Here is a 26,324-nt window from a genome sequence, read left to right as displayed (position 1 = left end):
AGGAGCAGAGATGAAAAAAAGGAGAAAGTTTTTATCCACCATCGCGCCCTACGGGTACGTGATGCCGATCAGCCTGATTCTTCTGACCTTCGTGGTCGGATCTGTCGTGATCTCTCTGATCTTCAGTTTTACAAAATACAACCTGCTTCTGGATCCGGAGTTCATTCAGTTTGATAATTATAAAAGGATGCTGACAGATCCGAAGATGCATCTGGCTGTTATAAATACACTGAAAGTCATGGTACTGGTAGTTCCTCTGCAGGTAGTATTATCTGTACTGTTTTCCGTGCTGGTAGCATCCAGAAAGCATACTCTGATCGGTAAAATTGCCAAGGCGGCAATCTTTATTCCGGTGATTTCATCCAATGCGGTCGTCGGTACTGTATGGAAAACAATGTTGAATGCAAGAATTCCGGTACTTTCGGATCTGCTGGATCTTTTCGGTATCGATACCGCAATGCTTCTTGGAAGCAGTACCACTGCAATCGTTACGGTGTCCATGATCATGGTGTGGAAAAGCTTTGGATACTATATGGTACTGAATCTCGCGACACTTCTGTCCATACCGGACAGTTACTATGAGGCTGCAAAGGTGGATGGAGGCGGAACACTTCAGCGGTTCCGGTACATTACTCTTCCACTGATGAAACCGGCGATTATCATGGATGTATTTTTAAGCGTGGTCAGCTCACTGCAGAGCTTTGAACTGATTTATACAATGACCGGAGGCGGTCCGGCAAATTCCACTATGACGATGGTATTTTATGCGTACAATCTGACATTTAAAACCGGAAAGGCCGGATATGCCATGGCGGTATCCAATGTGCTGTTCCTGCTTGTTCTGGCAGTCATGGTGCTGCAAAAAGGATTCATGAAGCGGGAAGCTTCGGAAATATAGAGGGGAGGAAGAGCATGAAAGGAAAGAAAAAAATACCGGGATTTCTTGGTGATCTTCTTCTGCTTGCGACAGCGGTATTCTGTGTGCTTCCATTTATCTACATGATTCTGATGTCATTGAAAAGCACGGTGAATGCCTATGATTTCAGTTTCAGTTTGTCCGAAGCAACACTGGAACAGTATATTAAGATTTTTACCAAAAACAATTTTTTGCAGTATCTGACGAACAGTGTGATTGTGTCATTTGGGGGAGTTGCCCTGACACTGTTCTGCAGCTGTCTGGCTGGATATTCATTTGCAAAGCTGAAGTTTAGAGGAAATGACAAGATTTTCTTTTTTCTGATGATGACGATGGTTGTACCTTCGGAAGTGATTATTGTACCACTGTACCTGATTGTCCGTGGATTTGACTGGATTAATACATTCCGGGCACTGATCCTGCCGCTCCCGACGGCGTTTGGGGTTTTTATCATGAGGCAGGCAATCATCGGGGTTCCAAAAGAGCTGATTGAGTCAGCAAAACTGGACGGCGCCGGTGATATGAAGATTTTATGGAGAGTGATCCTTCCGCTTGTGAAGTCTTCCATGATGACACTTGCCATTTTCACTTTTGTAGGTGCATGGAATAACTTTATCTGGCCGCTGGTTGCAACAACGGAGGATTCCATGCGGACGCTGCCTCTTGCCATCAGCACGATGAAAACAGCCTATGATTCGGATGTAGGGCTGACTATGGCAGGTGCAGCAGTGACCTTCCTTCCGCCGTTTATCTTTTATCTGATTTTACAGTCGAAATTCGAAGAGGGAATCACCATCAGCGGAATGAAGGGATAACCGCCTGGGAAAAGAATAGAAAAGAAGCAGGATTTTGCTGGAATCCTGCTTCTTTTGCTGTTACCATAGAAGCAGAAGAGAAAGGCGGCGAAGAGGATGAGACGGATTATTTTTCATATTGATGTGAATTCCGCGTATTTAAGCTGGACGGCAATCGAATACTTAAAAAGAGGGGATGAGGAGGATATCCGCGATATTCCGTGCATCATCGGAGGCGACAGAAAGTCAAGGCACGGGGTTGTCCTCGCCAAGTCCATCCCTGCAAAGGCCTACGGCATCCGCACCGGGGAGCCGGTCGTATCAGCCATCAAAAAATGTCCGACCCTTCGGATGGAGCCGCCGGATCACAAGATGTACGCAAGGTACAGCAGGAAGCTGATGGATCTTCTGCGAAGCTACACGCCGGACATTGAACAGCTCAGCATCGACGAATGTTTCCTCGATTTTACCGGCATCGCCCACCGGTTTGCCACACCGATTGACGCGGCTTTTGAGATCAAGAACCGGATCCGGGAGGAGTTTGGGTTTACCGTGAATATCGGGATTTCCACCAACAAGCTGCTGGCAAAGATGGCCTCCGATTTTGAAAAGCCGGACCGGGTGCACACTCTGTTCCCGGAGGAGATCGAGGAGAAAATGTGGCCGCTTTCCGTTTCGGAGCTTTACATGGCGGGAAAGGCAAGCGTGGAAGTGCTGAAAAAGCTGGAAATCCGTACTATCGGGGAGCTGGCTCATGCGGATCCGGATTATCTGGAGATCCATCTGAAAAGCCACGGCAGGCTTCTGTGGGAATTTGCGAACGGACAGGGGGATGACGTTGTCCGGTCCGAAGGGGAAGAGGCAAAGGGGATCGGAAATTCCACCACCCTTTCCGAGGATGTCGAGACAGAAGAAGAGGCGAGGAAAGTACTTCTGATGCTTTCCGAAAGTGTCGGAGGGAGACTGCGGAAGGCAGGAAAGAAGGCCGGAAGCATCACTGTGGAAATCCGGTATGCCACCTTTCAGAATGTCTCCCATCAGATGCAGATTTCACCACCCACACAGTCGGATTCCATTCTCTATCAGAAAGCGTGCGTTCTTTTTCATGAGCTGTGGAACGGGATGCCCATCCGTCTGCTTGGAATCCGGACTGCAAAACTGGAAGAAGAGAGCGCTCCGCAGCAGATGAATCTTTTCGATTATCTGGAGACGATACAGGAAACACAGAAACAGCCAAAGAGGAAGGACGAAAAGCATCAGAAGCTGGATCAGGCCCTGGATCAGATCCGGAAGAAATTCGGTGACGATGCGGTGATGCGTGCCGCTTTTCTGAAAAAAGAGGAAAAGGACCCGAAAGAGCAGGGATAGCGTTTGACAGCGGTTTCCTGGAGGGTTATAATAAAACGACGTGAAACAGGAGAAAAGAGGAAAAAACTATGGAATTTGTGTCAAGAGAATTCATACCGGTTCTGCTTGGCGGTGACATCAACACGTACAGTGTGGCGCGCGCCTTCTATGAGCAGTATCAGGTAAAGACGTATATTTTTGGAAAATATCCGACCGGACCGAGCTACCAGAGCAGGATGATCGAGTACCGGGCCAATCCAAAGATTGATACGGATGACTATTTTCTGAAAACCGTACATGCCTTTGCACGGAAACATAAAGATAAAAAGATTGTACTGATCGGCTGCGGAGACAGCTATGTAGCGCTGATCAGTAAGCATAAAGCGGAGCTTGACGATAACATTATTGCCCCTTATATTGATTTTGACCTGATGAACAGCCTTCAGCAGAAGGAGACCTTCTATAAGCTTTGTGAGAAGCACGGGGTAGACTATCCTGGAACCTTTGTTTATAAGAACGGCATGTCTATGGATTTTACCATCGACTTCCCGTACCCGGTGATCTTAAAGCCGTCCGACAGTATCAAATACTGGGAGCATCCGTTTGACACCCAGAAGAAGGTTTACACGATCCGGTCCAGACAGGAGTTAAACAGCGTCATCAAAGAGATCTACGATGCGGGATACGATGATGACCTGATTATCCAGGATATGATTCCGGGAAATGACGAGTACATGCGTGTGCTGACTTCCTATTCCGACAAAAACGGAAAGGTGAAAATGATGTGTCTGGGACATGTACTGTTAGAGGAGCACACACCGCACGGACTTGGAAATCATGCGGTGATCATCACCGAGCCGAATCAGGAGCTGATGAAGCGGGTAAGAAATCTTCTGGAGGATCTGCACTATGTAGGATTTTCCAATTTCGATATCAAGTACGACAGACGGGACGGAAAGTACAAGTTTTTCGAGATCAACACAAGACAGGGACGGAGTAACTACTATGTGACCGGTTCCGGGTTCAATGTTGCAAAATATATTGTAGAAGAATATGTGTACGGAAAAGAACTGAAGTTTGAGACTGCAAAGGAAGAGCACCTCTGGATGGTTGTTCCGAAGGCGGTCGCATTCAAATATGTCAAAGATCCGGAGTCAAAAGCGAAGATGAAGAAACTGATCAAAGCAGGAAAGATGGTCAACCCGGTCTTCAAGAAGGGAGATCTTGGATGGCCGAGACTTTACCGGATGCTGCGGACACATTTCAGCCACTTTATCAAATTCAGGAAGTACTACAGCTAGAAGGCTGGAAATGACAGGAGGAGCCATGAAGAAAAAATTAGGGGTAATCGGCGGCATGGGACCGGAGGCAACCGCATATTTTTACGAGGAAGTGATCCGGCATACGAAAGCGGACTGTGACCAGGACCATCTGGACATGACCATCTTAAGCCATGCTTCCATGCCGGACCGGACGAAAGCGATCCAGACGGGAGAAAGCCGGAAGCTTCTGCAGGCGATGGCAGAAGATATCCGGATCATGGAAGCGGTCGGTGCGGCCAATCTTGCAATTCCATGCAACACCTCGCATTATTTTTATGACCAGATTCAGGAAATGACAGACATTCCGATCATTCACATGCCGAGGGAGACGATCCGCTACGCAAAAAGTCATTATGAAAATGTAAAGCGGATCGGAATCATGGGGACGGACGGAACGGTATCTGCCGGGATTTACCGGAAAGAGTGCGAAGCTTTGGGAATCGAGGAGATTGTGCCGTCGGAAAAAAGACAAAAAGACGTCATGTCTCTGATCTACGATGATGTCAAAGCCGGAAAAAAAGGAGATTATCAGAAGTTTGAGCGGGTGATGGAAGAGTTCATCAAAAAGGACTGCGATGTGGTGATTCTGGCATGTACCGAGATTTCGGTCTTTAAAAAAGATCACGTGCTGCCGGAGATCTGCCTGGATGCCATGGATGTGCTGATCCGGGAGTCCATCATGAGGTCCGGGGCCTGCTATCAATAAAGAAAAGGAGAAAATGTATGTCACAGAGGAAAAGCGATACCTTGAAAACATATGCGGATCTGATGGAGGAGTGCGGTCTTCTTGTAAAAGCAGAGTTCTTCGGACAGGAAGACACTCATCCGGAAGTGTTGACCTATGACTCACGGGAAGTGACGGAAAATACGATGTTCATCTGCAAAGGTGCGGCATTTAAGGAAGAGTATCTGACTTCCGCCGTGGAAAAGGGAGCAATCCTTTATATCAGTGAGAAAGAGTACGATACCGGAAAGGACATTCCGCATATCCTTGTAAAAGATATCCGTAAGGCGATGGCGGTACTGGCAGATGTCTTCTACGGTTCCGCATGGAAAGAGCTTACCGTGACCGGAATCGGCGGAACAAAAGGAAAATCCACTTCCGCATATTACATGAAATCGGTTGTAGATGATTATATGAAAGAGACCGGAAAGCCTGAGAGCGCCGTGATTTCCTCCATCGATATCTATGACGGTGTCAGCAGAGTGGAGTCCCACATCACAACACCGGAGGCGGTAGAGCTTCAGCGCCATTTCCGGAACGCGGTGGACAGCGGAATTACTTTTGCGGAGATGGAAGTATCCAGCCAGGCGCTCAAATACAACCGGGTGGACAGGATGCGCTTTGATGTTGGAATCTTTTTGAATATTTCAGAAGACCATATCAGTCCGATTGAGCATCCGGATTTTGAGGATTACTTTACATCCAAGATGAAAATGTTTGCCCAGACCGATCATGCGGTAGTCAACCTGGACGCGGACTTTTCAGACCGGATTCTGGAAGCTGCCAGGGCGGCAGGTGACCTGACCACGTTCAGCCAGAAGGACGAGGGGGCAGACTACTTTGCGTACAACATCCGGAAAGACGGACATGAGACGAAGTTTTCCGTACGTTCCAAAGACGGGGAGGAAGATTATGTCCTGACCATGCCGGGCCTGTTTAATGTGGAAAACGCGGTGGCGGTCATTGTGGCGGCAAAGATTCTTGGCATTCCGGATTCCTGCATTCATTCAGGACTGGAAAAAGCAAGATCCAGCGGACGGATGGAGCTTTACGCAAGCAGGGACAAAAAGATCATTGCCATTGTCGATTATGCCCACAACAAGCTCAGCTTTGAAAAGCTGTTCTCCTCTACGAAGGAGGAATATCCGGACTACGCCATCAAGTCGGTGTTCGGATGCCCGGGAAAGAAAGCCTACATCCGGAGAAAGGATCTGGGAACTATCGCGGGACAGTATTCCGAAAAGGTGTATCTGGCGGCGGAAGATCCGGGATATGAGCCGGTGGAAGAGATTTCCGGCGATATCGCCCAGTATGTGAAAGCCCAGAACTGTCCGTATGTGATGATCGAAGACCGTGGGGAAGCCATCCGTACAGCGATCGAGGAGTCAGAGGACAAGACCGTGATCCTTGTGACAGGAAAGGGAAATGAGACACGTCAGAAGTACGGAAGTGAGTACATCGACTGCCCGTCCGACGTGGAATATGTGAAAAAATATCTGGAGATTTACGACCAGACTCATTAAAGAAAAATGCCGGGGATGTGCTTCCCCGGCATCATTTGTCAGAAGGCCTCTTTTCGTTCGGCGTTTGTGATAAAGTCAACCAGCTCGGAGACAAAGTCGGCGGTCCGGTTATCGCGGTCAAACTCCTGGTTGAACTCGACGATATCATACGATACAATCGGCAGTTCTTTCATCAGAGTTCCCATCATTTCATAGACTTCTTCTTCCGTAAAGCCGCTTTTGACAGGAACAGACACTCCCGGCATCAGGGCCGGATCCATGGAGTCAATGTCAAAGCTCAGATGGAAGTAGTTCAGGCGGGAGAGATACTGTACCGCCTCGGAGAGACACGAAGCCAGTCCCTTTTTGCAGATCTCCGGATAGGTATAGAAGCGGATCCCAAGATCCTTCATGATCGTAAGCTCCGGCGGATCGATATCCCGAAGTCCAAGATATACAATGTTCTCAGGGCGGATCTTGGCACCCGGGTGTAAGAATCCGGTGAGTTTAGGATCGCCAAGTCCCAGAAGAGAAGCTACCGGCACACCGTGAATATTTCCGGTTACCGTCGTGGCATCCGTATTGATATCCGCATGGGCATCGATATAGATCAGTCCGATTTCCTCTTGAAAGTGATCCTTTACATAGACACTGGCAGCCGAGGCAGAGCCCATCACTACACTGTGGTCACCGCCCAGAAACAAAGGCGTCTTTCCTGTCTCAAATACAGAATACATATACTGGGCAATGCTCTGACAGGTAGCAGCCACGGTATTCCGGTTTTTTAATACGCAGTCCGGATCTTCCTCCATTATGATTTCCGGAAGCTTTACAATTCTTAAATTTTCGTAACGATTTCTCAGATAATCCAGACTATATTTCAGTCCTGGTGCGCCAACCCCAAAGTGCATCGGACATCCAAAAATACTGAACATAGCAACCTCCAATGATATAGTTTTTGTGCCTAACCAGTATAACATGAGGGTATGGAAAAGACAAGGAGGGCTCTAAGATGACGGTTGGCTAAAAGTAACAATTATGCTATGATTACTTATATTGATAGTAAGAACTGTCAGAAAGTATGCGGGCTTATGAGAGCAATTGAGCTTTTACAGGCAGTCCGGTATGAGCCGGCAGGAGAGAAGATCCGGTTTCCGGACAGAGAGATTTTCGGAGTCAGCCTCGATTCCAGAGACTGCCGGGAGGGTTCGGTGTTTGTATGCATCCGGGGAAGCGTATGCAACGGGAGCCGCTATGCAAAAGAAGCGGTCCGGCATGGAGCAAAGGTTCTGGTGGCAGCAAAAGAAGAGCAGGAACTGATCGGTAAGATACTTGGGCAATTCCCGGAATGTGAAGGAGTCCTTGTAGAGGATGAGCGGGAGGCAGCGGCCCTTCTGGCGGCAAGGTACGAAGGAGAACCGTCGAGATCCATGACGATGATCGGCGTGACAGGAACCAAGGGAAAGACGACGACAGTCAGCATGATCCGGAAGATCTTGTCGGAGGCCGGAATCCGGACCGGAATGATCGGAACGACCGGGCAGTTTGACGGGAAGGAGCATCTGCCGTCCGAACATACGACGCCGGATGCGGTGACCTTGCAGAGAAGTCTCGCAAGAATGAGGAAAAATGCCTGCCGTGCCTGTGTGATGGAAGTATCCTCCCAGGCATTGAAGCTTCAGAGAACGAAGGGGATCTGCTTTGATACCGGCGTGTTTTTGAATCTGGGGGATGATCATATCGGAAGATTTGAGCACGCGGACAAAGAGGAATATCTGGCATGTAAGAGGAAGCTGTTTTTGCAGAGCCGGGAGGCAGTGGTCAATGCGGATGATCCGGCATGGAAGCAGATGCTTGCGGGTACGGGATGTCCGTTTCAGACCTTTGGTATCCGAAATGGAGACTTCCGGGCGGTAAAGATACGGACGGAAAGCTTTGTCCAGGGGCATCCGGGAGTGGAGTTTGACATCGGGAAGGTGCATTTTCAGATCCCGGCACCCGGAATCTTTACCGTATACAATGCGCTGGCAGCTGTCCGTGTCTGTATGCGGTACGGCGTGACGCCGAAGACGGCAGCCGGATCCCTTCTTGATTTTCAGGTAAAGGGACGGATGCAGTTTTTCTCCATCCCGGGAGGAGGAGAGGCGGTCATCGATTACGCGCACAATGCCATGAGCCTTGAAAGTGTGCTTACGACGCTTCGGGCATACCGACCGGCCCGGCTGATTACGGTGTTTGGCTGCGGAGGCCAGAGGGCGAAGGAACGTAGATTTCAGATGGGCGAAGTCTCGGGAAGACTGTCGGATCTGACGGTGATTACATCTGACAATCCAAGATGGGAGGCCCCGGAGGCGATTATGGATGACATCGAGACCGGAGTACGAAAGACAGACGGGAAGTATCTTCGGATCACGGACCGGAAAGAAGCAGTGAAACAGGCGGTGGAGATGGCAGGACCGGGCGATCTGGTTGTGATCGCGGGAAAAGGCCACGAGAATACCCAGGAGATTCAGGGTGTTTTCTATCGGATGGATGAACAGGAATTGGTAGAGGAAGCATGTACGCAGAAATTATTATAGATATCACACATGAAAAACTGGACCGGACCTTTGAGTATAAGGTGCCGGAAGAACTGGAAGGGACACTTGCCGTCGGAAGCAGCGTTCTGGTTCCGTTTGGAAACGGGGACAAAGTCCGAACAGGTTTTATCATCGGATTTTCGGAAAAGAGCAGCTTTGATCCGGCAAAGATCAAAGAGATCAGGGGGAAAGCTCCGAAAAGTGTCCGGATCGAGGAGAATCTGGTAGCGCTGGCAGCCTGGATGAAAGAGCATTACGGCGGTACGATGATCCAGGCGCTTAAGACGGTCTGGCCGGTAAAGAAACAGGAGCGTCCAAAAGAAAAGCGGATCATCCGCCGGACTGTCACAGAGGAAGAAGGAAGAGAGTGGCTTGCTCTGTTCCAAAGGAAGAATCAGAAGGCAAGGGCAAGGCTTTTGGAGGCGCTTCTGGAAAATGAGGAGCTGGATTACGGCTGGATTTTGAGAAAGCTTGGTCTGACCGCTTCGGTTGTCCGGGCACTGGAGGAAATGCAGATTCTTACCGTGGATACAGAAACGGTATGGAGAAATCCGGTCAAGGCATCCGAAGAGCAGACGAAGCAGATCGAATATACAACAGAGCAGAAAGAAGCAATCCGGATTTTCAAGGAGGATTTCCAGCGGGGAAATCCGGGGACTTATCTTCTGTACGGCGTGACAGGAAGCGGGAAGACGGAAGTTTACATGGAGATGATCCAAAGCGTTGTACAAAGCGGCAGGCAGGCGATTGTCCTGATCCCGGAGATAGCATTGACCTATCAGACGGTCATGCGGTTTGTGCGGGTATTTGGAAACCGGGTGTCCATTATGAATTCCAGACTGTCTGCCGGGGAACGCTATGACCAGATGATGCGGGCAAAGAATGGTGAGATCGATGTGATGATCGGTCCAAGGTCGGCGCTTTTCACCCCGTTTGAGCATTTGGGTCTGATTGTGATTGACGAAGAGCATGAAACGACCTATAAAAGCGAGCAGGTGCCAAGGTATCATGCAAGGGAGACCGCGATCGAGCGGGCCAGAATCGAAGGGGCGGGCGTGGTGCTCGGATCGGCGACACCGTCGCTGGAAGCCTTTGAAGGATGCAGGAGAGGGCAGTACCGCCTGCTCCGCCTGACCCAAAGGGTGAAGAAGCAGAAGATGGCCGAGGTGTCCGTGATCGATATGCGAAAGGAACTGCAAAAAGGAAACCGCTCCATTTTAAGTGACTGTTTACGGGAGAAGATCGAGGACCGGCTGAAGCGGCGGGAACAGGTTATGCTTTTCCTGAACCGGAGGGGATTTGCGGGCTTCCTGTCTTGCAGGTCCTGCGGATATGTAGTAAAATGTCCTCATTGCGACGTGTCTTTATCCTGGCACAGAGGGGGACGGATGGTCTGCCATTACTGCGGGTATGAGGAACCGATGATTCATACCTGCCCGTCCTGCGGTTCCCCTCACATCGGAGCCTTTAAGGCAGGGACGCAGCAGGTGGAAGATCTGATCCGGAAAGAGTTTCCGGAGGCAAAGGTGCTTCGGATGGATCTGGATACGACAAGAGGGAAGGAAAGCTACGAGACTATTCTCTCGTCGTTTGCAGATCAGGAGGCCGATATTCTGATCGGTACCCAGATGATCGTAAAGGGACATGATTTTCCAAATGTCACCCTGGTCGGGGTGCTGGCGGCGGATCTTTCCCTTTATATCAGTGACTACCGGGCGGCAGAGCGGACTTTTGCGCTTCTTTGTCAGGCGGCAGGCCGTGCAGGCCGGGGGGATCTGCCGGGAGAAGCGGTGATCCAGAGCTACAATCCGGAGCATTACAGCATACAGGCCGCGGCAAGGCAGGACTACGAGGCGTTCTTTGCGGAGGAGATGAAGTTCAGGACGCTGATGGGATATCCGCCGGCGGCTCACCTGATGGCGGTGCTGATGACGAGCGAAGATGAGGCGCTTTTAAATAAAGGGGCCTACTATCTAAAGCTGTTTGCGGGCAGGATCCGGACGGATGCAGGGCTTGAGATCATCGGGCCTGCCAGTCCTGCCATCGGAAAGGTGAAGGATCAGTACCGGAAAGTGCTTTATCTGAAGCATGAGGATTACCGCGTGCTGACAGAGGCAAAGGATAAGATGGAACAATATATTGAGATTAATGAAGGATTTCAAAACATCCGGATCCAGTTTGACTTTGATCCGGTTCAGACATTTTAATAGTAAAGAGAGGGATTCATTATGGCAATCAGAAAGATACGGGAAGTTGGAGATGACGTACTGGAAAAGCAGTGCAAAAAGGTGGACAAGATGACACTTCGGACGAAGATCCTCATTCAGGATATGTTCGATACGATGTATGACGCAATGGGAGTCGGACTTGCGGCTCCGCAGGTTGGCATCTTAAAGCAGATCATCACCATTGATGTAGGAGATCAGCCGATCGTGCTGATCAACCCGGAAATCATTGAATCGGACGGCACGCAGACCGGGGAGGAAGGATGTTTAAGTCTTCCGGGCAAATACGGCATTGTAACCCGTCCGAACCATGTCAAAGTGCGGGCGCTCAACGAGGACATGGAAGAAGTCATCTGGGAGGGAGAAGGCCTCCTTGCAAGAGCATTCTGTCATGAGATTGATCATCTCTCCGGCCTGATGTACATGCGTCTTGCAGAAGACGGCATCCATGACAATGCAGCGGAAGAAGAATAGAAAGGACTGTGACAGAGTATGAAAGTCATTTTTATGGGAACACCGGATTTTTCCGTCGGAACACTGGAGGCGCTTCTTGAGGCAGGACATGAGGTTGTCCTTGCGGTGACACAGCCGGACAAGCCGAAGGGAAGAGGAAAGGAAATGCAGTTTCCTCCGGTCAAGGAGACGGCTCTTCGGCATGGAATTGAGGTTTACCAGCCAAGACGGATCCGGGAAAAAGAATGTATCGAGAAACTTGCCGCCTATCAGGCGGACATCATGGTTGTCATCGCTTTTGGACAGATTCTGCCAAAAGAGATTCTGGAGATGACGCCGTATGGCTGTGTCAATGTTCATGCCTCCCTGCTTCCGAAGTACCGGGGCGCGGCGCCGATTCAGTGGGCCGTGATCAACGGGGAAAAGGAAAGCGGAGTGACGACCATGCAGATGGACGAAGGACTGGATACCGGAGACATGCTGTTAAAGACAACGATTGTTCTGGATGAAAAGGAGACGGGAGGAAGCCTTCACGACAAACTTTCAGATGCCGGGGCAAAGCTCTGTGTTGAAACATTAAAACGTCTGGAGGAAGGAAGCATCCAGCCGGAAAAGCAGGGAGAAAGCCCGACGGAATATGCCCGGATGCTGAATAAAGCGATGGGAGCCATTGACTGGAATCAGGATGCGGTTTCCATTGAACGTCTGATCCGTGGTTTAAATCCATGGCCAAGTGCATATACTACATGGGACAACAAGACAATGAAAATCTGGGATGCGGATGTGACAGAAGATGTGCCGGGAACGGAAGATGCCGGACCGGGAGAGATCACGGCAGTGTCCAAAAAGGATTTCACAATAAAGACCGGAGAGAAGAGTCTGGTGATCCGGGAGCTTCAGATTCCGGGGAAAAAGCGGATGGACGCGGGAGCATTTCTGCGTGGATATCCGCTGGAAGCAGGAATGAGTTTAGGGGAGAACTGATCTGAATAAAGAAAGGGAGAGGTAGAAATGCCATTTTACTATTACTATGATCCGACGTACAGCCTTGTACTGATCGGGCTCCTCCTTTGCCTTGCGGCATCGGCACGGGTCCGTTCCACCTATGCAAAGTACGGGAGAGTGCGGAGCCGTTCCGGGCTCACCGGACGGGAGGCTGCCGATCGGATTCTGCGAAGCGCAGGGATCTACGATGTACGGATCGAGCATGTGAGCGGAAATCTGACGGATCACTTTGATCCAAGGAACAGGGTACTGCGTCTGTCAGATGCCACGTATCAGTCTGCTTCTGTAGCGGCGGTTGGAGTGGCGGCCCACGAGTGCGGACACGCGATCCAGCATTCACGGGGATATGCGCCGTTGAAAATCAGAAGCGCTATCGTTCCGGTGGCGAATTTTGGATCGGCCATCGCATGGCCATTGATCCTTCTGGGACTGTTATTCAACAGCCGTTCTTCGTATCTGCTGATCCAGATCGGGATTCTGGCATTTTCGTTTGCCGTTTTGTTTCAGCTTGTTACCCTTCCGGTGGAGTTCAACGCATCGAGAAGGGCAGTGCAGATTCTGGGAGAGAGCGGGATGCTGCTTCCGGATGAGCTCTCCATGACGAAGAAAGTATTACGGGCTGCGGCGCTGACCTATGTGGCAGGAGCCGCCTCGGCGATTCTGCAGCTTCTGCGTATCATTCTGCTGACAGGAGGAAGACGGCGTGAATAAACCGATCGAAGAAAGAGAACTGATTCTTGCCATTTTGCTGGAGGTGACAAGAGACAAGGTGCCGGGGCACCTGGCCCTGTCAAGAGTCCTTAGCAAGTATCAGTATCTGGATAAAAGAGAACGTGCCTTCATCACAAGGGTGACGGAAGGAACGCTGGAGCATATGATCGAGATTGATTACATCATCGATCAGTTTTCCAAAACAAAAACAGCAAAAATGAAGCCGGTTATCCGTATTATTTTAAGAAGCGCGGTCTACCAGCTGAAGTATATGGATCAGGTACCGGCCTCCGCAGTCTGCAATGAGGCGGTAAGACTTGCAAAGAAGAGAGGATTTCAGAATCTTTCCGGATTTGTTAATGGAGTACTTAGGACCATCGCAAGACAGATGGATCAGGTGAAGCTTCCGGAGCATCCTCTTTCCAGACGTCTTTCTGTGCAGTATTCCATTCCGGAATGGATGGTGGAAATGTGGCTTTCGAGCTATCCGGAAGAGACGGTGGAGAAGATGCTTTCCTTTATGATGGAAGAGCATCCGACCTGTATCCGGTTTGACCCGGAACGGATCACCAAAGAGGAAATCAAAGCCCGCCTGAAAGAAGACGGAGTGGAAAAAGTGGAGGATCATCCGGTTCTCCCGTATGCGCTGTGGATTTCCGGATACGATTATCTGGGCGGCCTGGAAACATTTGAAGAAGGACTGTTTTATGTGCAGGATGCAAGTTCCATGATGGCGGTGGAAAGCCTGCCGGTCAAGAAAGGCGATTCGATTATCGATGTCTGTGCCGCGCCGGGCGGGAAAGCGCTCCATGCGGCGGAAAAGCTTGCGGGAACCGGGCATGTGGACGCCAGAGACCTGACGGAATATAAAGTGGGTCTTATCGAAGAGAATATCGGGCGCAGCGGGCTTACCAATATCAGCGCGCGGCAGCAGGACGCAAGAGTGTGCGATGAGGCTTCGGTTGAAACGGCGGACATCGTCATTGCCGATCTTCCATGTTCCGGCCTTGGCGTACTTGCCACAAAGAAAGATATCCGTTACAATATGACGCCGGAGACACAAAAAGAGCTTGCCGCGCTTCAGCGGGAGATCTTGTCCGTGGTGCACCGTTATGTGAAGCCGGGCGGAACGCTTCTTTACAGCACCTGCACCATCAACCGGGAGGAGAACGAGGAAAATACAGCCTGGTTTCTGGAACAGCACAGGGAGTTTACGCTTGAAAAGGAAAAACAGTTCCTTCCGGGCATTGATCCGTGCGACGGATTTTACATAGCAGTTATGAAAAAACAGGAGTCGAAATAGATGGAAAAGAAAGATATTGCGTCCTATACTCTTCAGGAACTGGAAGACGAGATGAAAGCCATCGGTGAAAAGCCGTTCCGGGCAAAGCAGATTTACGAGTGGATCCATGTAAAACTGGTGGAATCCTTTGATGAGATGACCAACGTATCCAAAGCTCTCCGGGAAAAGCTGGACCGGGAGTATGAGATCGCGACGGTAAGTCTGGTGGAACGGCAGATTTCCGGAATCGACGGAACGAACAAATTTCTCTTTGAGCTTTCGGACGGAAACATGATTGAGAGTGTCCTGATGAAATATAAACACGGAAACAGCATCTGCATTTCCTCCCAGGTAGGATGCAGGATGGGGTGCCGCTTCTGCGCGTCAACCATCGGCGGACTGGTGCGAAACCTCACCGCGTCAGAGATGCTGAGAGAAGTATATGAAGTGCAGAAAATCAGCGGGGAGCGGATCTCGAACATCGTTGTGATGGGAACGGGCGAACCCCTTGACAATTATGAGAATTTCGTCCGGTTTATCCGGATGGTCAGCGACGGGCACGGGCTTCACATCAGCCAGAGAAACATCACCGCATCCACCTGCGGGATTGTGCCGAATATCCGGCGCCTGGCGGATGAGAAATTTCAGATCACGCTGGCGCTTTCCCTTCACGGATCCAACCAGGAGAAGCGGAAATCACTTATGCCCGTGGCAAATAAATATGAGCTGTCTGAAGTCCTTGCGGCGTGTGACGAGTACTTTGAAAAGACCGGAAGAAGGATCACGTTTGAGTACAGTCTGGTGCACGGGGTCAACGATACAGAAGAAGACATCCGGGAGCTGACGGCCCTTTTGAAGCATAGAAACTGCCACCTGAATCTGATTCCGGTCAACCCGGTAAGGGAAAATAATTTCAAAAGACCGGATAAAAAAACTGCAGGGATTTTTCAAAATAAACTTGAAAAAAATGGGATTAATGTTACTATAAGAAGAGAAATGGGCTCTGATATTGACGGAGCCTGTGGTCAGCTCAGAATAAAACACAGAGACAATAATAAGGAGAATGAAAATGAAAACATTTTCAATGACTGATATTGGAAGAAAAAGAGAGATCAATCAGGACTACGTGTTCGCTACAGATGAAACGATCGGGAATCTCCCGAATCTTCTTGTGGTAGCTGACGGAATGGGCGGACATCGTGCGGGTGACTTTGCTTCCAGGTTTACCGTGGAGGTTCTGGCCGAAGAGGTACAGAACTGCAAAGAGACCCATCCTGAGACGATTCTTGGAAACTCGATCCAGGCGGCAAACGAGCGGCTTTTAGAAGAGGCCGAAAAGGACAACAGGCTGGAGGGCATGGGAACGACTCTGGTCGCTGCCACGATACTGGATCATGTACTTTATTTTGCAAATGTCGGAGACAGCAGACTCTATCTGATCAACAAGGAGATCCGACAGCTTTCCAAAGACCATTCCATGGTGGAAGAGATGGTAAGGCTTGGAGGACTGACAGAAGAGGAGGCAAAGCATCATCCGGATAAAAATATCATCACACGTGCGATCGGGGTGAAGCAGAAAGTAGAGCCGGACTTTTTTGAGTACCGCTTAAAGGGCGGAGACATCATACTGATGTGCAGCGACGGCCTCACGAATATGGTAGATGACGATGAAATTTTTCAGATTGTAAAGAGCGCACGTGATATAGTGGAAGCAGTGGAAAGTCTAATTCAAAGAGCAAATGAAAACGGCGGCTCGGATAATATTGGAGTAGTACTGGCGCAGCCGTATGCAGATGAGGTGAGTGTATGGTAAAAGATGGTATTGTATTAGGGGAGCGGTATGAGATCCTCAGTAAGATCGGTGCCGGAGGCATGGCCGATGTTTACAAAGGACGCGACAATGTACTGAATCGTTATGTTGCCGTCAAAGTACTGAAAAAAGAATACCGGGAAGATGAAACCTATGTGAAGAAGTTCCGGTCGGAGGCTCAGGCCGCAGCCGGAATCATGAATCCGAATATTGTCAATGTCTATGATGTAGGCGTGGACCGCGGACTTTATTATATGGTAATGGAGCTGGTAGAGGGAATCACGCTGAAAGAATATATCGCAAAGAAAGAAAAGCTGACACCGAAAGAGGTAATCAGCATCACACTTCAGGTATGTGCCGGCATGGAGGCGGTACATAAAGGCCACATCATTCATCGTGATATCAAACCGCAGAATATTATTATTTCAAATGAAGGAAAGGTAAAAGTAACCGACTTCGGTATTGCCAAGGCGGCAAGCTCTAATACAACGAGTTCCAATGCCATGGGATCGGTCCACTATACTTCACCGGAACAGGCAAGAGGGGGCTTTTCCGATGAAAAGAGCGACATCTATTCCATCGGTATTACGATGTATGAAATGGTGACCGGTCGCGTGCCGTTTGACGGAGATTCCACAGTTGCGATTGCCATGAAGCATCTCCAGGAAGAGATCGTGCCGCCGTCAGAGTACGTGCCGATGCCGTACAGTCTTGAGCAGATCATCTTAAAATGTACCCAGAAGAATCCGGATCTGAGATATCCAAACGTGACACTGCTCGCACAGGATCTTAGAAGATCACTTTCCGATCCGAATGGTGATTTCGTGAAGAACGGCGCTGCCGCATACGGTGCAGGCGCTGATACTGTCATGATTTCCGAGTCAGACAGAAGGAAACTTCAGAATCAGTACGATGACGAGTATGATGATGACGACAGATACGACGATGAGTACGATGACGGATACGACGATGACCATGACGATGGTTACGACGATGACGATTACGATACAAGAAACCTGAAAACCCACAGGAACAAAGAGGAACACACCGGCAAGAAGCCGAAGATGAGCAATATGATGAAGATCATTATTGCGCTGGTGGCAGTCCTTGTTGTCTGTGCGGCAGCTTACGGAATCGGAAGCGCGGTAGGCCTTTTTGGAGGAGGCTCCGGCAGTCAGGAAGAGGAAGAAGTCCGTATGGCGGACGTTCCGAATCTTGCCAACCTTGGCCTGACAGAAGACCAGGCAAGAGAAGCTGCCGAGAAAGCAGGATTCAAGCTGGAAGTATCCGGCACCGAAGCGTCTGACCAGGACGAAGGTACTGTCATCGATCAGGATCCGGAATATGGAGAAGAGGCTGAGAGAGGAAGCACGATCAATGTTGTTTTAAGTGCAGGACCGTCGACCGTGACTGTTCCGGATGTAACCGGTGATGATGTCAGCACGGCAACCGAGAAGATTGAGGCCGAAGGACTCAGCGTGGGTTCCACAAGTGAAGAGTACAGCGATGAGTACGATGAAGGAGAAGTGATCCGGACGACACCGTCTTCCGGCAGTGAGGTGGAAGAAGGCTCCACAGTTAATCTGGTAGTCAGCCAGGGAGTAAATCCGGAGGATGAGATGGTGACAGTTCAGAGCTTTGTCGGCATGCCGGAGAGAAATCTGACATCCTGGGCAGAAGACAATGAGATCAACGTATCTAGGTCTGAGGACTACAGTGATGATGTGGGCATAGGAAGAATCATTTCCCAGTCTCTGACATCCGGCACTGTGGCAAAAGGCACGACCATCAGCTACGTGGTGAGCCTTGGAGGAGAGCCGGACGAAGAAGAGCCGTCGGACAGCAGTAATAACAATGACAACAACAGCAGTGACAATACCAATAATGGAGGAAGCGATTCCTCATCCGGAAACGATTCCGGATCTTCTACATCTTCGGATGGACCGGTCTGGGAGAGTAACATCGCATCCTGGGTACAGGAAAACGGAAATCCGAAATATAATGTGGAATACGAGGAAAATTCTTCAGTAAGCCGTGGACAGGTGATCCGTTACGAACAGAATTCTGACGGAAGTTACACCTTCTATGTAAGCATCGGCTAAGGACAGGATGCGGACAAACATACAAGGAGACTTTCATGAAGGGTAAGATTGTGAAAGGAATTGCCGGATTCTACTACGTTCACGTAGTAGAATCCGGTGTTTATGAATGTAAGGCAAAAGGGATCTTCCGAAAGGAGAAGATCAAACCGCTTGTAGGAGACAATGTCGAAATTGATGTGATCAATGAGTCGGAGAAAACGGGGAATATCACAGAGATCCTGCCAAGGAAAAATGAACTGATCCGTCCGGCGGTCGCAAATATCGATCAGGCACTGATTGTATTCGCGGTGACAAGCCCCAAACCCCATCTGAATCTGCTGGACAGGTTTCTGATTATGATGGAGAGCAAATCCATTCCGGTGACGCTCTGCTTTAATAAAAAGGATCTGGCAGACGAAAAAGAATGGGAACTGTTAAAAGAGACTTATGAAGCCTGCGGCTATCCGGTTATATTTACCAGCGCCGCAAAAGAGGAGAATATCGATCAGGTAAGGAAGATCCTGGAAGGAAAGACGACTGCCCTTGCGGGACCGTCCGGTGTGGGAAAATCCTCACTGATCAATCTGCTGGATCCGAATGCCAATATGGAGACCGGAGAAATCAGCAGGAAGATTGAACGGGGACGCCATACAACGAGACATTCCGAACTGTTTTCCATTGGCGGGGAGACCTATATCATGGATACGCCGGGATTTGGTTCGCTGTATGTGAATGATTTTGAAAAAGAAGATCTGAAGGATTATTTCCGTGAATTCAGACCTTACGAGGGAAGCTGCCGTTTTCAGGGATGCAGCCACATCCATGAACCGGGATGCGAGGTAAAGGAGGCACTTTCAGAAGGATTCATTCCGAAGAGCAGATATGAAAATTATCTGGAGATGTACCGCGAACTGGAGCAGAAAAAGCGATATTGAGGAGGAAAAGCATGAAATATATTTTGGCGCCGTCTCTTTTGGCGGCAGATTTTAAATGTCTTGCCGGGCAGATGAAAATGACAGAGGAAAACGGGGCAGAGTACCTGCACTTTGATGTAATGGACGGGATGTTTGTACCAAGTATCTCTTTCGGGATGCCGGTATTAAAGTCCATCAAAGGAGCTACAGAGCAGGTGATGGACGTGCATCTGATGGTTCAGGAACCGGTCCGCTATGTGACAGATTTTGCAGATGCAGGCGCGGATATCATTACGATCCATCTGGAAGCATGTCAGGATGTGAAGGAAACGATTCAGAAAATTAAGAACTGCGGGAAGAAGGCAGGGATTTCCATCTGTCCGCAGACGGATGCGGATCAGCTGCTCCCGTATATGGAGCTTGTGGACATGATTCTTGTCATGAGTGTACAGCCTGGATTTGGAGGACAGAAGTTTATTCCGGAATCCATTGAAAAGATCAGGAAGGTACGCCGGATGATTACGGAATGCGGCCGGGACATTGATCTGGAAGTGGATGGAGGAATCTATCAGGACAATGTAGAGGAAGTGCTGAAAGCAGGGGCGAATGTAATTGTTGCAGGATCCGCGGTATTTGGCGGAGATCCGGGACAAAATACAAAGGCTATGATGGAGAGATTAAGACAATATGAGTAGAGTGACAATCATCATCAGCGGAGGCGCGATTAACGATAATTTCGCACTTTCCGTACTGGAATCTTACGAATCGAAACGTATCATCGGAGTGGATAAAGGAGTGGAGTTTCTGTACAGGCACAAAATTGAGCCGGAGTACATTGTAGGGGATTTTGACAGTATCTCAGAAGAAGTAATCCGCTATTACCGGGAGGAGACGAAAATTCCGATCCGGGAGTATAATCCGGTCAAGGATGCATCGGATACAGAGATCGCAATCCGGCTTGCCATTACACTTGGCTGCGACCGGATGATTATTCTGGGAGCAACGGGATGCAGGATTGACCATGTCTGGGCCAATGTACAGTCTCTGGAAATTGCCAGAAAGGCAGGAATACAGGCGGAGATTCTGGATTCATGCAACAGGATCCGGCTATGCGACCGGGAAGTGCGCCTGAAACGGCGCAATGCATTCGGGAAATATTTTTCCCTGTTCCCGTTTGGGGGAGAGGTGGAGGATCTCACGATCCGCGGAGCGAAATATCCGCTGAACCATCATCACCTGCTCCCGAACGACAGTCTCTGTGTCAGCAATGAGATCGCGGAAGACGAGCTTGTGATCACGTTTGCATACGGAACACTGATTTTGATGGAAACAAAAGACGAGTAAGAAATTTACAAAGAGAATGGAGAGAAATTAAATGAAACTTGGAATCGTAGGATTACCGAACGTAGGGAAGAGTACGCTGTTTAATTCCCTGACAAAGGCAGGAGCGGAATCAGCCAACTACCCGTTCTGTACCATTGACCCGAATGTGGGCGTCGTAACTGTACCGGACGAGAGACTTAATGTACTGGCGGAAATGTACCAGACAAAAAAGATCGTTCCGGCTGTCATTGAATTCGTAGATATTGCGGGACTTGTAAAAGGAGCATCCAAAGGGGAAGGTCTTGGAAACCAGTTCCTTGCCAATATCCGGGAAGTAGACGCCATTGTCCATGTGGTAAGATGTTTTGAAAACAGCAATATCGTTCACGTAGATGGAAGCATCAATCCGCTCCGTGATATAGAGACCATCAATCTGGAGCTGATCTTCTCCGATCTGGAAGTGCTGGAACGCCGTATCAGCAAGCAGATCCGGGCGGCAAGAAACGACAAGGCGGCAGCAAAAGAAGTGGACCTGATGCAGAGAATCAAGGCGCATCTGGAAGACGGAAAAATGGCAGGAAGCTTTACGGATATCCGGGATGAAGAGGAAGAAGAGTGGATGAACAGCTACAATCTCCTCACAGCAAAACCGGTGATCTTTGCGGCCAACGTATCAGAAGATGATCTGGCGGATGACGGCGCCTCTAATGAAGGGGTACAGAAAGTCAGAGAATTTGCCAAAGAAGCAGGTTATGAAGTCTTTGTGGTCTGCGCTGAGATCGAGCAGGAGATCGCAGAGCTTGAGGACGACGAAAAGCAGATGTTCCTCGAGGATCTTGGCCTGAAAGAATCCGGACTGGAAAAACTGATCAAGGCAAGCTACAGTCTCCTTGGCCTGATCAGCTACCTGACAGCAGGAGAGCCGGAAGTCCGTGCATGGACGATCAAGAAAGGGACAAAGGCACCTCAGGCAGCCGGAAAGATTCATTCTGATTTCGAAAGAGGATTTATCCGCGCGGAAGTAGTTGCATACGATGACCTGATTGCCTGCGGCAACATGACAGCCGCAAAAGAGAAAGGCCTCGTCCGTTCCGAAGGAAAAGAATATGTCGTAAAAGACGGGGACGTAGTACTGTTCCGGTTTAACGTATAACAACTTCAAAAACAACAGGTAAGCCGTACAGCTGTCGGGAAACGACGGCTGTGCGGCTTTTTGTTCAGAAAAAGGTGCAAAAATCTGGGACAAGTATACTGGACTTTTACAGGTAATGGCGATATAATATGAATATCTATGAATTTAGAAACATTTTTTGAAACTTAAGGAGGAATAAAGAAATGGGAAGATCAATGAAAACCATGGATGGTAACCATGCTGCTGCTCATGCTTCTTATGCATACAGCGATGTAGCTGCGATCTATCCGATTACCCCTTCATCTGTTATGGCAGAAGCTACAGATGAGTGGGCTACCCAGGGAAGAAAGAACATTTTTGGACAGGAAGTTCAGGTTACGGAGATGCAGTCCGAGGCCGGAGCAGCAGGTGCCGTACACGGCTCTCTTGCAGCAGGTGCCCTGACAACTACATACACAGCATCTCAGGGACTCCTTCTGATGATCCCGAACCTGTACAAGATTGCAGGCGAACAGCTTCCGGGTGTGTTCAATGTATCTGCCCGTGCGCTTGCAAGCCACGCGCTCTCCATCTTCGGAGATCATTCCGACGTATACGCATGCCGTCAGACAGGATGCGCAATGCTCTGTGAATCAAGCGTTCAGGAAGTTATGGACCTGACACCGGTTGCTCACTGTGCGGCAATCAAAGGACGCCTTCCGTTCATCAACTTCTTCGACGGATTCCGTACATCTCACGAAATCCAGAAGATCGAGACATGGGATTACGAAGATCTGAAAGATCTCGTTGACATGGATGCGATCGATGCATTCCGTAAGCACGCGTTAAATCCAAATCATCCTTGCGAAAGAGGATCCGCTCAGAACCCTGACGTATTCTTCCAGGCAAGAGAAGCATGTAATCCGTACTATGACGCAATGCCGGCCATCGTTCAGGAATACATGGACAAAGTAAACGCAAAGATCGGAACAAACTACAAACTGTTCAACTACCACGGAGCAGAGGATGCTGAGCATGTAATCATTGCTATGGGATCTGTATGTGAGACAATCGATGAGACTGTTGACTACCTGCTTGCAAAAGGACAGAAAGTCGGAGTCGTAAAAGTACGTCTTTACAGACCATTCAGCGCTGAAGCACTTGTAAATGCAATTCCGGAAAGCGTAAAAGTGATCTCCGTTCTCGACAGAACAAAAGAGCCGGGAGCACAGGGCGAGCCGCTTTACCTTGACGTTGTTGCAGCATTAAAAGGAACAAAATTCGATGGCGTGAAGATCCTCACAGGACGTTACGGATTAGGTTCCAAAGATACGACACCGGCTCAGATCGTTGCCGTATACAACAACACAGAAAAAGAAAAATTCACAATCGGTATCGTTGATGATGTGACACACCTGTCACTGGACGAAGGTGAACCGCTTGTTACAACACCGGAAGGAACAATCAACTGCAAATTCTGGGGACTTGGAGCAGACGGTACTGTCGGAGCTAACAAGAACTCCATCAAGATCATCGGTGATAATACAGATATGTATGCACAGGCATACTTTGATTATGACTCCAAGAAATCAGGCGGTGTGACAATGTCTCACTTACGTTTCGGTAAGAAACCGATCAAGTCCACTTACCTGATCAAGAAAGCAAACTTTGTTGCATGCCACAACCCGTCCTATATCAACAAATACAACATGGTACAGGAACTCGTTGACGGAGGAACATTCCTTCTGAACTGTCCATGGGATATGGAAGGACTGGAGAAACACCTTCCGGGACAGGTAAAAGCATTTATTGCAAACCACAACATCAAGTTCTACGTAATCGATGGTATCAAGATCGGTAAGGAGATCGGACTTGGCGGACGTATCAACACAATCCTTCAGTCTGCATTCTTCAAACTGGCAGCCATCATTCCGGAGGAAGAAGCGATCGACCTGATGAAGAAAGCAGCAAAAGCTACTTACGGAAGAAAAGGTGACAAGATCGTTCAGATGAACTATGACGCAATCGATGCAGGTGCAAAACAGGTTGTTGAAGTAACTGTACCGGAAAGCTGGAAAGATGCAGCTGACGAAGGTTTATTCACACCGGAAGTAAAAGGCGGAAGAAAAGAAGTTGTAGACTTCGTTAAGAATATCCAGGCAAAAGTAAACGCTCAGGAAGGCAACTCTCTGCCGGTATCTGCATTTACAGAATACGTAGATGGTACAACACCGTCAGGAACAGCTGCTTACGAAAAACGTGGTATCGCAGTGGATATCCCGATCTGGCAGCCGGAGAACTGTATCCAGTGTAACCGTTGTGCGTATGTATGTCCGCACGCAGTTATCCGTCCGGTAGCTCTGACAGAGGAAGAAGCTGCAAACGCACCGGAAGGAATTCAGACAATTCCGATGATCGGTATGCCGGATATGAAGTTTACCATGACAGTCTCCGCTTACGACTGTACAGGATGCGGCTCCTGCGCAAATGTATGTCCTGGAAAGAAGGGCGAGAAGGCTCTCGTTATGGGCAACATGGAAGCAAATGCAGGAGAGCAGGTATACTTCGATTTCGGAAGAGAAATTCCGGTAAAACCAGAAGTAGTAGCAAAATTCAAAGAAAATACTGTAAAGGGAAGCCAGTTCAAACAGCCGCTGCTTGAGTTCTCAGGCGCATGTGCAGGATGTGGTGAGACACCTTACGCAAAACTTGTTACACAGTTATTCGGTGACAGAATGTACATCGCAAACGCAACAGGATGTTCTTCTATCTGGGGTAACTCCTCACCGTCCACACCATACACAGTAAACGCAGAAGGCAAGGGACCTGCATGGTCTAACTCCCTCTTCGAAGACAACGCTGAGTTTGGATATGGTATGCTTCTTGCAAACAAGGCAATCAGAAATGGATTAAAGACAAAAGTAGAGTCTGTTGCAGCATCTGAAAACGCTTCTGAAGAAGTAAAAGCAGCATGTCAGGAATGGCTTGATACATTCTCCTGCGGCGCAACAAACGGAACAGCTACAGACAAACTGGTAGAAGTTCTTTCAGGATGCGACTGCGAAGTATGCAAAGACATCGTAAACAATAAAGATTTCCTCGCTAAGAAGTCACAGTGGATCTTCGGCGGAGACGGATGGGCATATGACATCGGATTCGGCGGACTTGACCACGTACTTGCAAGCGGACAGGATATCAACATCATGGTATTCGATACAGAGGTTTACTCCAACACAGGCGGACAGTCCTCCAAGGCTACAAAGACAGGTGCGGTAGCACAGTTTGCAGCAGGCGGAAAAGAAACCAAGAAGAAAGACCTTGCGGGTATCGCGATGAGCTACGGCTATGTATACGTTGCTCAGATCGCAATGGGCGCTGACTTCAACCAGACAGTAAAAGCGATCTCCGAGGCTGAGGCTTATCCGGGACCGTCACTGATCATTGCTTACGCTCCATGTATCAACCATGGTATCAAGAAGGGTATGAGCAAAGCTCAGACAGAAGAACAGCTCGCAGTAGAGTGCGGATACTGGAACAACTTCCGCTTCAACCCGGCTGCAGAGAACAAGTTCACACTTGACAGCAAGGCTCCTACAGGAGACTATCAGGAATTCCTCAACGGAGAAGTTCGTTACAACTCTCTTGTAAGACAGGATCCGGAAAAAGCAAAAGTTTTATTTGCCAAGAACGAACAGGAAGCAAAGGAGAGATACGAATATCTCAACAAACTTGTTACACTGTACGGAAAAACAGAATAATTGAATGCCAGAAACTGACAGATAATTTACAATACAGGGACGTATTACGGTACGTCCCTGTATTTTTTTCGCCTATAAGAGGCCGTTCTGCATAAACTTTCTTTATAAGTGAAAAAATTGTATAAAACTGTCGGATATTCGTACAAGCAAAGAATAAAAATACGCTAAAAATGAATAAAAATACAGAAAGTGACAACTTTACTAAAAATTTAAGTTTTCAATTATGTGAAAAACTAAACAAAAACTGAACTGTATTCTAGTATATCTTGCACAAGTGTTTTTGGAAAGCGAACAAATTGAGCGACAATAGGAGAAAAGAGAAGAAAAATAATTGAAAATGATAAAAAGCTAACAAATAAAACAAAAAAATATCAAATAATATAAAAAAACGCTGAAGTGAAAAGTTTAATTCCACTTTGAAATTAGGAAATATGAAAGTAGCAATTACTCTTACAAAAGAAGAGAAT

At 48.7% G+C, this 26,324-nt stretch carries 21 protein-coding genes; 20 read left to right on the top strand and 1 reads right to left on the bottom strand.

Going from position 1 to position 26,324, the window contains the following annotated elements; all coding sequences use genetic code 11:
- Positions 1–10 precede the first annotated feature (10 nt).
- The 6 genes from FGQ85_RS11475 (at position 11) to FGQ85_RS11450 (ending at position 6,626) form a co-directional block, all read left to right on the top strand.
- Entirely contained in the window at positions 11–898 is an 888-nt protein-coding gene (locus FGQ85_RS11475) for a sugar ABC transporter permease (RefSeq protein WP_087253972.1), read from the top strand.
- A gap of 14 nt (positions 899–912) precedes the next feature.
- Entirely contained in the window at positions 913–1,731 is an 819-nt protein-coding gene (locus FGQ85_RS11470) for a carbohydrate ABC transporter permease (RefSeq protein ID WP_118636588.1), read from the top strand.
- 96 nt (positions 1,732–1,827) lie between these two features.
- The gene (locus tag FGQ85_RS11465) at positions 1,828–3,078 is read left to right on the top strand and encodes a DNA polymerase IV (protein WP_087253978.1); all 1,251 of its coding nucleotides are present in this window, start codon (positions 1,828–1,830) and stop codon (positions 3,076–3,078) included.
- A 68-nt stretch (positions 3,079–3,146) separates the two neighbouring features.
- Positions 3,147–4,358, top strand: a complete 1,212-nt coding sequence (locus FGQ85_RS11460) for an ATP-grasp domain-containing protein (protein WP_087169282.1) — start codon at positions 3,147–3,149, stop codon at positions 4,356–4,358.
- 25 nt (positions 4,359–4,383) lie between these two features.
- Entirely contained in the window at positions 4,384–5,085 is a 702-nt protein-coding gene (locus FGQ85_RS11455; protein WP_087169283.1) for an amino acid racemase, read from the top strand.
- Between the two features lie 17 nt (positions 5,086–5,102).
- Positions 5,103–6,626 (top strand): UDP-N-acetylmuramoyl-L-alanyl-D-glutamate--2,6-diaminopimelate ligase, encoded by a 1,524-nt coding sequence (locus FGQ85_RS11450; protein WP_087169284.1) that lies wholly within the window; start codon positions 5,103–5,105, stop codon positions 6,624–6,626.
- Between the two features lie 38 nt (positions 6,627–6,664).
- Here FGQ85_RS11450 and FGQ85_RS11445 read toward each other — a convergent pair whose 3' ends face one another.
- Positions 6,665–7,540 carry an arginase gene (locus FGQ85_RS11445; RefSeq protein WP_087169285.1) on the bottom strand — a complete coding sequence of 292 codons (876 nt, stop codon included), beginning with the start codon at positions 7,538–7,540 and terminating at the stop codon, positions 6,665–6,667.
- A gap of 84 nt (positions 7,541–7,624) precedes the next feature.
- On the opposite strand from FGQ85_RS11445, the gene FGQ85_RS11440 reads away from it, so the two are divergent.
- The 14 genes from FGQ85_RS11440 (at position 7,625) to nifJ (ending at position 25,857) form a co-directional block, all read left to right on the top strand.
- Positions 7,625–9,184: a UDP-N-acetylmuramoyl-L-alanyl-D-glutamate--2,6-diaminopimelate ligase gene (locus FGQ85_RS11440; RefSeq protein WP_138373519.1), complete on the top strand. Its 1,560-nt coding sequence runs from the start codon at positions 7,625–7,627 to the stop codon at positions 9,182–9,184.
- On the top strand, positions 9,163–11,391 hold the full coding sequence (priA, locus tag FGQ85_RS11435; RefSeq protein WP_138373518.1) for a primosomal protein N': 2,229 nt from the start codon (positions 9,163–9,165) through the stop codon (positions 11,389–11,391). Before FGQ85_RS11440 ends, priA begins: the two co-directional genes overlap by 22 nt.
- Positions 11,392–11,412: 21 nt before the next feature.
- Positions 11,413–11,883, top strand: a complete 471-nt coding sequence (gene def, locus FGQ85_RS11430) for a peptide deformylase (RefSeq protein WP_087169288.1) — start codon at positions 11,413–11,415, stop codon at positions 11,881–11,883.
- Positions 11,884–11,901: 18 nt separating this feature from the next.
- Positions 11,902–12,846 carry a methionyl-tRNA formyltransferase gene (gene fmt / locus FGQ85_RS11425; protein ID WP_087169289.1) on the top strand — a complete coding sequence of 315 codons (945 nt, stop codon included), beginning with the start codon at positions 11,902–11,904 and terminating at the stop codon, positions 12,844–12,846.
- A gap of 27 nt (positions 12,847–12,873) precedes the next feature.
- Positions 12,874–13,578 carry a zinc metallopeptidase gene (locus tag FGQ85_RS11420; protein WP_138373517.1) on the top strand — a complete coding sequence of 235 codons (705 nt, stop codon included), beginning with the start codon at positions 12,874–12,876 and terminating at the stop codon, positions 13,576–13,578.
- The gene (rsmB, locus tag FGQ85_RS11415) at positions 13,571–14,881 is read left to right on the top strand and encodes a 16S rRNA (cytosine(967)-C(5))-methyltransferase RsmB (protein ID WP_138373516.1); all 1,311 of its coding nucleotides are present in this window, start codon (positions 13,571–13,573) and stop codon (positions 14,879–14,881) included. Before FGQ85_RS11420 ends, rsmB begins: the two co-directional genes overlap by 8 nt.
- Positions 14,882–15,952: a 23S rRNA (adenine(2503)-C(2))-methyltransferase RlmN gene (rlmN, locus tag FGQ85_RS11410; protein ID WP_118636579.1), complete on the top strand. Its 1,071-nt coding sequence runs from the start codon at positions 14,882–14,884 to the stop codon at positions 15,950–15,952.
- Entirely contained in the window at positions 15,930–16,673 is a 744-nt protein-coding gene (locus tag FGQ85_RS11405; RefSeq protein WP_138373515.1) for a Stp1/IreP family PP2C-type Ser/Thr phosphatase, read from the top strand. The genes rlmN and FGQ85_RS11405 overlap by 23 nt, the downstream gene beginning before the upstream one ends.
- A complete protein-coding gene (pknB, locus tag FGQ85_RS11400; RefSeq protein ID WP_138373514.1) occupies positions 16,667–18,772 on the top strand; it encodes a Stk1 family PASTA domain-containing Ser/Thr kinase in 2,106 nt (701 codons plus the stop codon). Before FGQ85_RS11405 ends, pknB begins: the two co-directional genes overlap by 7 nt.
- 35 nt (positions 18,773–18,807) lie before the next feature.
- The gene (rsgA, locus tag FGQ85_RS11395; RefSeq protein ID WP_087169295.1) at positions 18,808–19,686 is read left to right on the top strand and encodes a ribosome small subunit-dependent GTPase A; all 879 of its coding nucleotides are present in this window, start codon (positions 18,808–18,810) and stop codon (positions 19,684–19,686) included.
- A gap of 11 nt (positions 19,687–19,697) precedes the next feature.
- Positions 19,698–20,360, top strand: coding sequence for a ribulose-phosphate 3-epimerase (rpe, locus tag FGQ85_RS11390; protein ID WP_087169296.1), 663 nt, complete (start codon positions 19,698–19,700; stop codon positions 20,358–20,360).
- Positions 20,353–21,009: a thiamine diphosphokinase gene (locus FGQ85_RS11385; protein ID WP_087169297.1), complete on the top strand. Its 657-nt coding sequence runs from the start codon at positions 20,353–20,355 to the stop codon at positions 21,007–21,009. Before rpe ends, FGQ85_RS11385 begins: the two co-directional genes overlap by 8 nt.
- 31 nt (positions 21,010–21,040) lie before the next feature.
- A complete protein-coding gene (gene ychF / locus FGQ85_RS11380) occupies positions 21,041–22,141 on the top strand; it encodes a redox-regulated ATPase YchF (RefSeq protein ID WP_087169298.1) in 1,101 nt (366 codons plus the stop codon).
- A gap of 182 nt (positions 22,142–22,323) precedes the next feature.
- Positions 22,324–25,857 carry a pyruvate:ferredoxin (flavodoxin) oxidoreductase gene (nifJ, locus tag FGQ85_RS11375; RefSeq protein ID WP_087169299.1) on the top strand — a complete coding sequence of 1,178 codons (3,534 nt, stop codon included), beginning with the start codon at positions 22,324–22,326 and terminating at the stop codon, positions 25,855–25,857.
- The last annotated feature ends 467 nt before the right edge of the window (positions 25,858–26,324 follow it).

It is taken from the genome of Pseudoflavonifractor sp. BSD2780061688st1 E11 (assembly GCF_005844125.1).
GTDB classification, from domain to species: Bacteria; Bacillota; Clostridia; order Lachnospirales; family Lachnospiraceae; genus Sellimonas; species Sellimonas catena.
Note: the sequence above shows the minus strand (reverse complement) of the source record. Positions and strands in the feature narration are given on the sequence as shown.

Coding starts and splice junctions, on each gene's coding strand:
- FGQ85_RS11475 (WP_087253972.1), top strand. CDS start 11: ATGAAAAAAAGGAGAAAGTTTTTATCCACCATCGCGCCCTACGGGTAC.
- FGQ85_RS11470 (WP_118636588.1), top strand. CDS start 913: ATGAAAGGAAAGAAAAAAATACCGGGATTTCTTGGTGATCTTCTTCTG.
- FGQ85_RS11465 (WP_087253978.1), top strand. CDS start 1,828: ATGAGACGGATTATTTTTCATATTGATGTGAATTCCGCGTATTTAAGC.
- FGQ85_RS11460 (WP_087169282.1), top strand. CDS start 3,147: ATGGAATTTGTGTCAAGAGAATTCATACCGGTTCTGCTTGGCGGTGAC.
- FGQ85_RS11455 (WP_087169283.1), top strand. CDS start 4,384: ATGAAGAAAAAATTAGGGGTAATCGGCGGCATGGGACCGGAGGCAACC.
- FGQ85_RS11450 (WP_087169284.1), top strand. CDS start 5,103: ATGTCACAGAGGAAAAGCGATACCTTGAAAACATATGCGGATCTGATG.
- FGQ85_RS11445 (WP_087169285.1), bottom strand. CDS start 7,540: ATGTTCAGTATTTTTGGATGTCCGATGCACTTTGGGGTTGGCGCACCA.
- priA (WP_138373518.1), top strand. CDS start 9,163: ATGTACGCAGAAATTATTATAGATATCACACATGAAAAACTGGACCGG.
- def (WP_087169288.1), top strand. CDS start 11,413: ATGGCAATCAGAAAGATACGGGAAGTTGGAGATGACGTACTGGAAAAG.
- fmt (WP_087169289.1), top strand. CDS start 11,902: ATGAAAGTCATTTTTATGGGAACACCGGATTTTTCCGTCGGAACACTG.
- FGQ85_RS11420 (WP_138373517.1), top strand. CDS start 12,874: ATGCCATTTTACTATTACTATGATCCGACGTACAGCCTTGTACTGATC.
- rlmN (WP_118636579.1), top strand. CDS start 14,882: ATGGAAAAGAAAGATATTGCGTCCTATACTCTTCAGGAACTGGAAGAC.
- FGQ85_RS11405 (WP_138373515.1), top strand. CDS start 15,930: ATGAAAACATTTTCAATGACTGATATTGGAAGAAAAAGAGAGATCAAT.
- pknB (WP_138373514.1), top strand. CDS start 16,667: ATGGTAAAAGATGGTATTGTATTAGGGGAGCGGTATGAGATCCTCAGT.
- rsgA (WP_087169295.1), top strand. CDS start 18,808: ATGAAGGGTAAGATTGTGAAAGGAATTGCCGGATTCTACTACGTTCAC.
- rpe (WP_087169296.1), top strand. CDS start 19,698: ATGAAATATATTTTGGCGCCGTCTCTTTTGGCGGCAGATTTTAAATGT.
- FGQ85_RS11385 (WP_087169297.1), top strand. CDS start 20,353: ATGAGTAGAGTGACAATCATCATCAGCGGAGGCGCGATTAACGATAAT.
- ychF (WP_087169298.1), top strand. CDS start 21,041: ATGAAACTTGGAATCGTAGGATTACCGAACGTAGGGAAGAGTACGCTG.
- nifJ (WP_087169299.1), top strand. CDS start 22,324: ATGGGAAGATCAATGAAAACCATGGATGGTAACCATGCTGCTGCTCAT.